Genomic DNA, 9397 nt, shown 5'->3' with positions numbered 1-9397 from the left:
TCTGATAAAGCTCCGTAAACCAGGATACCGCCTGATCGGCCAGACTGGAAAATTCTTTGCGGCAGCTGTTATACGCGATGCGCTCTGCGCTGGGTGAAAAGCCCCTCTGCATGATCGACAGTTCCATTCATCCGGTACTGATCGCGGAAACGATCCTGTACCCACCCTCCATTTCATGTAATATATTTTTAAATATATAACTTATATTTAAAAATGTAAATAAAATTGCGATATTTTGCTAACCTATTTCAAAAGAGATAGGTGGTTGGCTTATGACAGTTGGAGAACGCATCACACAGCTCCGCGAGCAGCGCGGGTACACGACCAACAAGCTTGCAAACGAATCCGGCCTTTCGCAGAGCTTTGTGCGGGCTGTGGAGCTGGGAGAAAAGGGAATCACCGTGGTGAATTTGGAGTATCTGTGCAAGGTGCTGGATGTGAGCTTGCAGGACTTTTTTTCCTACACCGGCAGCGAGGTTCGCGGTGAATTGACCGCGCTGGTTTCAGAGCTGACGCAGGAGCAGCAGGCGGCGCTGTGCGCCTTTTTGAAAACAATGTAAACGATTGGGCGGGTATCCTTTTTGCGTGATACCCGCCCCCAATTTACTTGATATTGCCACTGCTGTCGGCTCGGAGATCGGGATGAACTGCTTACTGCCTGCATGCTCTCAGCATTCTCCGCAGTACAGAAAATCCTCCACGTCCTCCGGGGAAAAGCCCTGCTGGAGCAGCATGTCGATATCCTCCGTCGCATAGCCAAAGGAGGCCGCCACCGCCCGCAGCTCCGTCAGGTATTCTTCATCCCAGCGGGAGACGAGCTGCCCGCGATTCTTCGAAAATGCTCCGCCGCAGCACGGGTCATTGTACCACGGCAGAAACAGTCTGGCATCGTCGAACAAACTGCGTTCTATGCTTCCGTCCCGCGCAATCCGCACCATCTCCCCGCTGTTTACCGGAACCTGAATATGCCGCTCCTGCCGCAGACGCAGCTTGTCCAGCGCACGGCGGAGAATCTCCTCAGTGGACGCATAGAGGTAGAAACCCAGCCGGGGAAAGTCCAGCAGGCACAGGGGATTGTTGCCCTTGATGAAGTTGAGGTTGTCGGCACCGTCCAGAATCGTGATGGTGAAGGAGCCCTCCAGCTGCTCCGCCATGAAGCGCAGCGCGTCCCAATCCAGCCTGCGCTTCATCTCCAACAGCTGCGCGGCAACATAGCTGTCGGTCTGGATTTTGCAGTGAGGCAGGTGATATTGCTGTTTCAGCGCGTCGTCGTTGTGCAGAATGCCGTTGTGCGCCAGCGCAAAGGGAACCTCTCCCGCTACGCCCCGAAAGGGGTGATTGTTGCAATTCCGTCTGGCGCTTCCCTGTGTCGTCATGCGCGTGTGACCCATCACCACTGCTACGTCTGCCGGAACGCGCACCCGCAGCTGATGGGCAGGCACAGGCTTTTTGTAAATGTGCAGGGTGCCGCGGGAGTTGTAGGCAATGCCGGTGGCATCGGTGCCTCTCGCCTCGCATTCGGCGGCGAGAACCGTCAGAATTTGATGTTTCCGCTTTTGCGGCAGGATGTGTCCATAGTCCACCATTCCAAAGAGACAGCACATACTCACACCTCCTCCGCCGCGGAGAGCGGTTCATTGACGTACAGCCGCCGCTCCTTCAGGTACTGAATCAGCTCCGGGCAGCGCTGGGGCGACAAATGAGACACGAACTCCGTCCAAGTCAACTCCGACATTTCTCCGTCAGAACAGGAAATCGCCACGCTGCAAAGCTCCTCGACGAGCTCCAACGTGGCGATCAGCGTGTTGTATTTCAGGGTGCCGCGAAAGATTCGGAATTCGATGGTGCTAAAATTGGTGAGGTTGACGCAGGCGTAGCGCCCGGCGCAGGATTCTTTTGCGCTGTCCAACACCTCCTTGGGGCTGTCCTTTCTGCCATAGCGAGCCGCCCACTTCTCCAGCTGCCGCTTGGTGCGGCGGGAAAATCGCAGCAGCTCGTTCCAGTGGTTTTCCACGAAGAAGAGAATGCGGGCAATGGTTTCCTCCTGCTCCCATTCCGATTCGCCGAGACTGTCCCGGTTGACATGGACGTGGAGCCCGCAGGTTTCCGACTGATGGCTGTAATAGCCCTCCGCCAACGCTTTTTCCATCACAGCATGCCAGGGCATTTGATTTTTATGGTAATCCAGCGTCATGGGATGGGTGACGATCTCCATCCCCTCGTTCAGCGAGCCGTCGTGCTTAATGTAGATGTGCTCCGCGTCCCGGTTCCCGATGCTCATCAGCGCCTTTGCCACGGAGTCCCGTTCGCCGCCGTCGTCGATCTCCAGCTCTACGCCCAGATAGCGGGAGCCTTCACCATAGAAAATGGGAGTGGGCTTGTAGTAGTAGGACTGGATTCCTCCGCGGTGCTGGTCGATGCAGTTGTCGCAGTAGGGGACGTCGCTGTCATCGTCCACGTAGTAGGTGTCGTCGTCGCGAATCAGGCGGCCGCAGTCGGCGCAGCGGTGGTAGTACTCGTCGTAGCAATTCTGACACAGCGTGGTGTTGGAATCGCCCTCGCTGTCGTCGGACCAGATCCGCTCGCCGCAGCGGTCACAGATAACGGTCAGTTCGTCAAGGCAGTCCGGACATAGTGCTTGCTCATCGAAAACGGTTTGCTTCCCAATGGGAAATTCCGCGCCGCAGTGGTCACAGGTAAAGGTATCCATCATTTTAACTTCCTCCGTAATTATAAAATGAGGCCTCGGGAAGCTATCCCGGGGCCTCTACAGTTATAATATATATTCCGAAAGTGAGGAGAAATCGATTTTCTACGGTTGGAAGTACAATGTCAACAACTTAAGGCTCAGCAATTAGATTTATGATTGTGATGGAACTTAGATTTTCTGGTAGAAAGCTGCCTTGCGACAGAGCGACCTTGGCGAAGAGGAATAACAGCTCTGGCAATTTGAGCGATGACAGCATTCATACGCTTGCAGCGCTTTCTTTCTGAACGCAGAAAAACCGCGTCAATATACGCGTCTTTCAGAGAGCCGATCAGTTGGTTCATGTTCGGGACATAGACATATTTATTATCTTTATCGGAACGTTGCTCCTGAACAAGCTGGTTGGCTTCGTCCTTAGCGACAGCGGCAATATTGGCAAGGAGCATACAGGCCCAGAAATCCTGAAGGACGGCATTTTCGGTACGGCCCGAGAAATTCTCCAGCTCAAGCTTGTTCTTAACGATGTCAAACTTCGTTTCCACCGGCCAGCGGAAGAAATACAGAGTTGGGAAAACCTCTTCAGGGAGGTCAAAAAGATTGGTAATTAAGGTTTCCTGTTCTCCCGAGGGCAGCATGAATTTAACGACTCTGACGGCAGTTTCAGCATCCAATTTTACTAGGCTGCCCGAATCAGCGGCATCGACGGAAAGATTCCATTTTTTGCGCACTCTCATCAGAAAATGGAGTCCAGCCTGCTCCAGACATTGGATCAAATCAAGAGAAGGATATCCGCGGTCAAAAATGATCATCGTATTCTTCGTATCGCAGATATTTTGAAGCTGTGCGATATGATCCTTTGCGAATTCATGTTCCGAACGGCTGTATTTCCCAATCGCCGCGTCCATAATCCTGTCGGTCAGCACATCGTAAAGTACCGACCCCCTTGCCATTGCTGAATCGGCTTTCGCTCCCGCAACGCCAAAGCAATCGCGCAATTCCTGAGTGTTTGGCAGGGCTATCGCCGTTCCGTCTATTGCGAGCACCCTCCAGCCGTTCCACAGGTCGGTTTCGTACTCTCCGCCGTACTGTATCTGAACGATTCTCCTGTACATTTTTTCGAACGGCGTATGATCGAAATGGCTCCGCGCCTTACTGAAAGCCTGCTGGCTCATATAAGTCTCTTTTTCGCCGATGTTTTTGAAGAAACGGTTTAGGGCTACCTGCGTGCTCTCGTTTAGCATGTTGAGCATGAAATAGATGGCTTTCGGAAAATTCATTTTCCGGTTCCTCGTAAAATAGGTAGGCTTTTTTCTGGATTCCGCCAAAGTGGATGGCGCTTTTGTTACTTTTGTGCATTCATCTGCGGTGTTGATCAATTTCAGCCTCTTTTTCAATATCATCACTCAAAATCGTTTGATATACCATGAAAGGTATCCACTTCGATTTTGTTGGCTGCTTTTGCTTGTCAATTCGCATTTTACCTAAATATTGATGCTCACTTTTGACATCATTGCTCGTGGTTCCTTAAGTTGTTGACATTGGTTGGAAGTATGTTAAAATTCTGTAAAGTCGTTGCCTGCCGGGAGAATTGATGATATAATAACGCCTGTCGAAAAACAGATTAAATGGAAACGGGGCTTTTTCTCTGTGCTGAATCATTTTTTTATGACGCTGCTGGTGGCGGCAGTACCGGTGATCGAGCTGCGGGGTGCCATCCCGTATGGTATTGCCGTGGGTCTGACTCCGTGGGAGACCTTTTTGGCCGCGATTATCGGCAATCTGCTTCCGGTTCCCTTTATCATGCTGTTGATTCGCCGGATTTTTGATTTTTTGCGCAAGCGCCCCTTCTGGGAGAGTAAGATCGAACATCTGGAGAAGAAAGCGCATTTGAAGGGGAAAGTAGTCAAAAAATACCGCACGCCGGGGCTGATTCTGCTGGTGGCCATTCCGCTGCCGGGAACCGGCGCGTGGACCGGCGCGCTGGTGGCGTCCTTGCTGGACATCCGAATGCGGATGGCCATCCCCGCGATTTTCGCGGGATTGCTGATCGCGGGTATCATCGTGCTGACCGTCTCCTGCGGGGTGGGGAGTCTGTTTTAATTTAATCGGGGTGAAGGGCGCGGAATTTTAAATTCTACGCCCTTCTTCTGTATAAACCGATAAAACATACACGGATGATATGGTTTGAAAAAGAACACTAATCTGCCATATTTCGCCCGGATTCAGCAAGCTGGGTGTGGTCAAAAGGTTTACAATGTGTGAAAATGGGAGTATAATGCGTAAAGATATTTTATTTTGAGGCATTATGCCGTTTTGGAGGTCTGTATGAAAGGTATCGTTTTGGCTGGCGGCAGCGGCACCCGACTCTACCCCTTGACGATGGTCACCAGCAAGCAGCTTCTTCCCATCTACGACAAGCCTATGATTTACTATCCGCTGTCCACCCTGATGTTGGCGGGAATTCGGGACATTCTCATCATTTCCACGCCGCAGGATCTGCCCAATTTTGAGCGGCTGCTGGGAGACGGCAGCCGGTACGGTCTGAAGCTCTCCTATAAGGTGCAGCCCTCCCCGGACGGACTGGCGCAGGCGTTTATTCTGGGCGAGGAATTCGTGGGTGATGACCGCTGCGCCATGATTCTGGGCGACAACATCTTTTACGGCGCCGGCTTGACCGCCGCTTTGAAAAGAGCGGTGGAGACGGAGGACGGCGCAACTGTCTTCGGCTATTATGTGGAGGACCCGGAGCGCTTCGGCGTAGTGGAATTCGACAAGGCGGGCAATGCGGTCTCCATCGAGGAGAAGCCCAAGGAGCCCAAGTCCAACTACGCGGTGACAGGTCTCTATTTTTATGACAAAAAGGTCTGCGCCCGGGCGAAAGCGCAGAAGCCCTCCGCCCGGGGCGAGCTGGAGATTACCGACCTGAACCGCGTGTATCTGGAGGAGGGAACTCTCCATGTCATCACGCTGGGTCGGGGCTACGCATGGCTGGACACTGGTACGGTGGACTCCATGACGGAGGCGTCCGAGTTTGTCAAGGTGGTGGAGACCCGCACGGGCATCAAGATTTCCGCGCTGGAGGAGATCGCCTACCGCAACGGCTGGATTGACAAAAAGATGCTCCTTGCTGCGGCGCAGACCTACGGGAAATCTCCCTACGGGCAGCATCTGCGGGCGGTAGCGGAGGGAAAGATCCGCTATTGATTTACACCTTATAATTTTAGATACTTAAAGATAAAGAGGCATTTGACTGATGAATTTTATCAAAACCAAGCTGGACGGCGTTTACATTGTGGAGCCGAAGGTGTTTGGAGATCACCGGGGCTTTTTCATGGAGAGTTGGTCTCAGCGCGCCTTTGAGGAAGCGGGACTCCACTATGACTTTGTGCAGGACAACCACTCCTCCTCCACGGTGAAGGGAACCCTGCGGGGCATTCACTTCCAGAAGGGAGACAAGGCACAGGCCAAGCTGGTGCGCTGCGCCCGGGGCGCGGTGCTGGATGTGGCTGTGGACCTGCGGCCCCAGAGCCCGACCTACAAGCAGTGGGTGGGCGTGGAGCTGAGCGCGGAAAATTTCCGCCAGCTTCTGATTCCCCGAGGCTTTGGCCATGGGTTCGTCACACTGACGGACGATGTGGAGTTTCTCTACAAGGCGGACAACCCCTATGCGCCGGAGGCGGACGGCGGCATTCGCTGGAACGATCCAGACATCGGGGTGGACTGGGGTGTTGAGCAGCCCATTCTCTCGGAGAAGGATCAGAACAATCCGTTTCTGAAGGATGCGGTGACCGGCTTTTGAGAGAGCTGGCTTAAAATTACGCGGGCAGAAGTCCCGCTGCGGGAGGATATGACGATGAAACTTTTGATTACCGGCGGTGCCGGATTTATCGGAAGCAACTTTATTTTCTATATGCGCAAGGCGCATCCCGACTACAATCTGCTGTGTCTGGACAAGCTGACCTATGCGGGAAATCTCCAGACGCTCCACAGCGTCATGGAGGACCCGAAGTTCAAATTCATTCGGGCCGACATTGCGGACCGGAAAGCGGTATATGAAATTTTCGAGACAGAGAAGCCCGACGCGGTGGTGAACTTTGCCGCAGAGAGCCATGTGGACCGCTCCATCGAGAATCCGGCGGTGTTTCTGGAGACAAACGTGATGGGCACGCAGGTGCTGCTGGACGCCTGCCAGAAGTACGGCGTGCAGCGCTATCATCAGGTGTCCACCGATGAGGTGTACGGCGATTTGCCGCTGGATCGGCCCGACCTGTTCTTCACGGAGCAGACCCCTCTGCACACGTCATCCCCCTACTCTGCGTCCAAGGCCAGTTCAGATCTGCTGTGCAACGCTTACCAGCGGACCTTTGGCCTGCCCATCACCATCTCCCGATGCTCTAACAACTACGGCCCTTATCAGTTTCCGGAGAAGCTGATTCCCCTGATGATCGCCAATGCGCTGGCGGATAAGCCTCTGCCGGTGTACGGCGAGGGGCTGAACATCCGGGACTGGCTGTATGTGGACGACCACTGCGCCGCCATCGACCTGATTCTGCACAAGGGTGAGGTCGGGCAGGTGTACAACATCGGCGGACACAATGAGATGAAGAACATCGACATCGTGAAGCGCATTCTGGCCATCGTGGGCAAGCCCGAGAGCCTCATTACCTACGTGACCGACCGCAAGGGTCACGATATGCGCTATGCCATTGACCCCAGTTTTATCCACGAAAAGCTGGGCTGGCTGCCCTCCACCATGTTCAACGACGGCATTGAAAAAACCGTTCGGTGGTATCTGGACAACAAGCCCTGGTGGGAAAATATCGTGAACGGAGAGTATCAGACTTATTATGAGCGGATGTACGGAAACCGGTAAGCCACTGATTTCCATTTTAATGGCGGTCTACGAGCCCCGGATGGACTGGCTGAGCATTCAGCTTCAATCGCTGAATGCTCAGACATATCCGCGGCTGCGGCTGTATATCCGGGATGATTGTTCTCCCACTGTGCCGTTCGAACAGATACAGTCCTGCGTGCAGGACTGTATCTCCGCGTTTCCATATGAGATACGGCGGAACGAAGAAAACCTCGGCTCCAACGGGACGTTTGAGCAATTGACGCGGGAGACAGAGGGCGACCTGTTCGCCTACTGCGATCAGGACGACGAGTGGCTGCCGGAAAAGCTGACGGTGCTGCAGGCGGCAATGGAGGAAAGCGGCGCTCTGCTGGCCTGTTCGGATATGTATATCATGGACGCAGACGGGCAGGTGACGGCGGACAGCATTACCAAGGTGCGCCGGCATCATGTATTTCATTCGGGAACCGGGCTTGCGGAAGGATTACTGATAACCAACTTTGTAACTGGTTGTACGATGTTGGTATCAGCAAGAGAAGCCAAATCGGCTGCGCCCTTTTGCCCGTATATGGTACACGACCACTATCTGGCGCTCTGGTGCGCGGAAAAGGGAACGGTTCTCTCCCTACCTCAGCCGTTGATTCGCTATCGCATTCACGGTGGCAATCAGACGGGACTCATGGCAGGCGTCCATGACAAGGCGAGCTACGGCCGGGTGCGGATCGACGCTGTTCTGAAAAGAATGGAGTGGTTGCATGCCAATCTTCCATGCAGTGAGGAACTGTGCCGGACGCTGGACGAGATGATTGTCTGGCTGGATGCCAGACAGCGCAATTGGAATCATCACGGCTGCGCACGGCTTGTGTGGAAATACCGTTGTTTCAGCATGCTCCCATCAATTTCCGAAATGATATTGAAAAATGTCCCGGACAGCTGGTTTATGAACGCCATTTCGCTTGTCCGGAAGAATCATATATGAGGTGTACTATGAAGGTTCTTGTAACAGGAGCCAGTGGTCAGTTGGGATACGATGTTTGTAAGGAATTAGAAAGCCGTAAAATCGAGCATATGGGAACCTCCTCCAGGGAACTAGACATCACAGATGCTACAGCCGTGGATCTGCTGGTGCAAGCGTATTCTCCGGATGTGGTGATTCATTGTGCCGCTTACACGAAAGTGGATCGGGCAGAAGAAGAGCCGGAACGCGCATTCGCCGTTAATGAGCAGGGGACGAGGAATCTTGCAGCTGCCTGCAAAAAAATTGACGCGCGCATGGCCTATCTCTCGACAGACTATGTTTTTCCGGGCAGCGGCGAGGGCTATTATGCGGTGGATGATCCCATCGGACCGCAGAATGTCTACGGCGCAAGTAAACTGGCTGGCGAGCGCGCCGTGCAGGAGCTGTTGAATCAATACTTTATCGTGCGAATTTCCTGGGTGTTCGGAGCGAACGGAAATAACTTTATCAAGACCATGCTGCGGCTTGCGCAAGAGCATGAACAACTGAGCGTAGTTTGTGATCAGATTGGTTCTCCCACCTATACGGCGGATCTCGCGCCGCTTTTATGCGACCTGGTGGAGACGGAAAAATACGGTGTGTACCATGCTACAAATGAGGGCGTCTGTTCCTGGGCGGAATTCGCAGAGGAAATTTTCAGGCAGGCCGGGAAGCATGTGATTGTGAACCCCGTGACTACGGCGGAGTATGGAGCGAAAGCGCCCAGACCGTTGAATTCACGGCTGAGCAAAGGCAAGCTGGCGCTTGCGAACTTGTCACCCATGCCGCAATGGAAAGATGCGCTTGGCAGATTCTTAGTTGAAATTGGAGCGAACTGATT

10 protein-coding genes are annotated in these 9397 nt (G+C 53.5%); 7 read left to right on the top strand and 3 right to left on the bottom strand.

All coding sequences use genetic code 11. The annotated features are described in order from the left end of the window. The first annotated feature begins 272 nt into the window (after positions 1 to 272). A complete protein-coding gene (locus RT018_RS04650) occupies positions 273 to 560 on the top strand; it encodes a helix-turn-helix domain-containing protein (protein WP_293008602.1) in 288 nt (95 codons plus the stop codon). 108 nt (positions 561 to 668) lie between these two features. Here the strand turns inward: RT018_RS04650 and RT018_RS04645 are convergent, their stop codons facing one another. The 3 genes from RT018_RS04645 to RT018_RS04635 form a co-directional block, all read right to left on the bottom strand. Next, entirely contained in the window at positions 669 to 1604 is a 936-nt protein-coding gene (locus RT018_RS04645) for a hypothetical protein (protein ID WP_312939719.1), read from the bottom strand. A 2-nt stretch (positions 1605 to 1606) separates the two neighbouring features. Next, positions 1607 to 2713: an amidoligase family protein gene (locus RT018_RS04640; RefSeq protein WP_312939717.1), complete on the bottom strand. Its 1107-nt coding sequence runs from the start codon at positions 2711 to 2713 to the stop codon at positions 1607 to 1609. A 134-nt stretch (positions 2714 to 2847) separates the two neighbouring features. After that, positions 2848 to 4083 carry an IS4 family transposase gene (locus RT018_RS04635; protein WP_312939714.1) on the bottom strand — a complete coding sequence of 412 codons (1236 nt, stop codon included), beginning with the start codon at positions 4081 to 4083 and terminating at the stop codon, positions 2848 to 2850. Positions 4084 to 4354: 271 nt separating this feature from the next. Between RT018_RS04635 and RT018_RS04630 the strand changes: the two genes are divergently transcribed. From RT018_RS04630 to rfbD, 6 genes are all read left to right on the top strand, one after another. Then, on the top strand, positions 4355 to 4807 hold the full coding sequence (locus RT018_RS04630; RefSeq protein WP_312939712.1) for a small multi-drug export protein: 453 nt from the start codon (positions 4355 to 4357) through the stop codon (positions 4805 to 4807). Between the two features lie 225 nt (positions 4808 to 5032). Continuing rightward, complete coding sequence (gene rfbA / locus RT018_RS04625) at positions 5033 to 5911, top strand: glucose-1-phosphate thymidylyltransferase RfbA (protein WP_312939711.1); 879 nt, start codon at positions 5033 to 5035, stop codon at positions 5909 to 5911. 49 nt (positions 5912 to 5960) lie between these two features. Next, positions 5961 to 6506, top strand: coding sequence for a dTDP-4-dehydrorhamnose 3,5-epimerase (gene rfbC / locus RT018_RS04620; protein WP_312939709.1), 546 nt, complete (start codon positions 5961 to 5963; stop codon positions 6504 to 6506). Positions 6507 to 6560: 54 nt separating this feature from the next. Beyond that, positions 6561 to 7580: a dTDP-glucose 4,6-dehydratase gene (gene rfbB / locus RT018_RS04615; protein WP_312939707.1), complete on the top strand. Its 1020-nt coding sequence runs from the start codon at positions 6561 to 6563 to the stop codon at positions 7578 to 7580. Beyond that, positions 7555 to 8538, top strand: coding sequence for a glycosyltransferase (locus RT018_RS04610; RefSeq protein ID WP_312939705.1), 984 nt, complete (start codon positions 7555 to 7557; stop codon positions 8536 to 8538). Before rfbB ends, RT018_RS04610 begins: the two co-directional genes overlap by 26 nt. Before the next feature lie 8 nt (positions 8539 to 8546). Further along, positions 8547 to 9395, top strand: a complete 849-nt coding sequence (gene rfbD, locus RT018_RS04605; RefSeq protein ID WP_312939703.1) for a dTDP-4-dehydrorhamnose reductase — start codon at positions 8547 to 8549, stop codon at positions 9393 to 9395. Positions 9396 to 9397: the final 2 nt, after the last annotated feature.

The organism is Oscillibacter sp. (assembly GCF_032060045.1).
GTDB lineage: Bacteria > Bacillota > Clostridia > Oscillospirales > Oscillospiraceae > Oscillibacter.
The sequence above is the reverse complement of the archived record's forward strand: the minus strand, read 5'-3'. Positions and strand labels throughout refer to the sequence as shown.

Bases quoted from the DNA above. Each gene is read 5' to 3' on its own strand.
- RT018_RS04650 (WP_293008602.1), top strand. From the start codon at position 273: ATGACAGTTGGAGAACGCATCACACAGCTCCGCGAGCAGCGCGGGTAC.
- RT018_RS04645 (WP_312939719.1), bottom strand. From the start codon at position 1,604: ATGTGCTGTCTCTTTGGAATGGTGGACTATGGACACATCCTGCCGCAA.
- RT018_RS04640 (WP_312939717.1), bottom strand. From the start codon at position 2,713: ATGATGGATACCTTTACCTGTGACCACTGCGGCGCGGAATTTCCCATT.
- rfbA (WP_312939711.1), top strand. From the start codon at position 5,033: ATGAAAGGTATCGTTTTGGCTGGCGGCAGCGGCACCCGACTCTACCCC.
- rfbC (WP_312939709.1), top strand. From the start codon at position 5,961: ATGAATTTTATCAAAACCAAGCTGGACGGCGTTTACATTGTGGAGCCG.
- rfbB (WP_312939707.1), top strand. From the start codon at position 6,561: ATGAAACTTTTGATTACCGGCGGTGCCGGATTTATCGGAAGCAACTTT.
- RT018_RS04610 (WP_312939705.1), top strand. From the start codon at position 7,555: ATGAGCGGATGTACGGAAACCGGTAAGCCACTGATTTCCATTTTAATG.
- rfbD (WP_312939703.1), top strand. From the start codon at position 8,547: ATGAAGGTTCTTGTAACAGGAGCCAGTGGTCAGTTGGGATACGATGTT.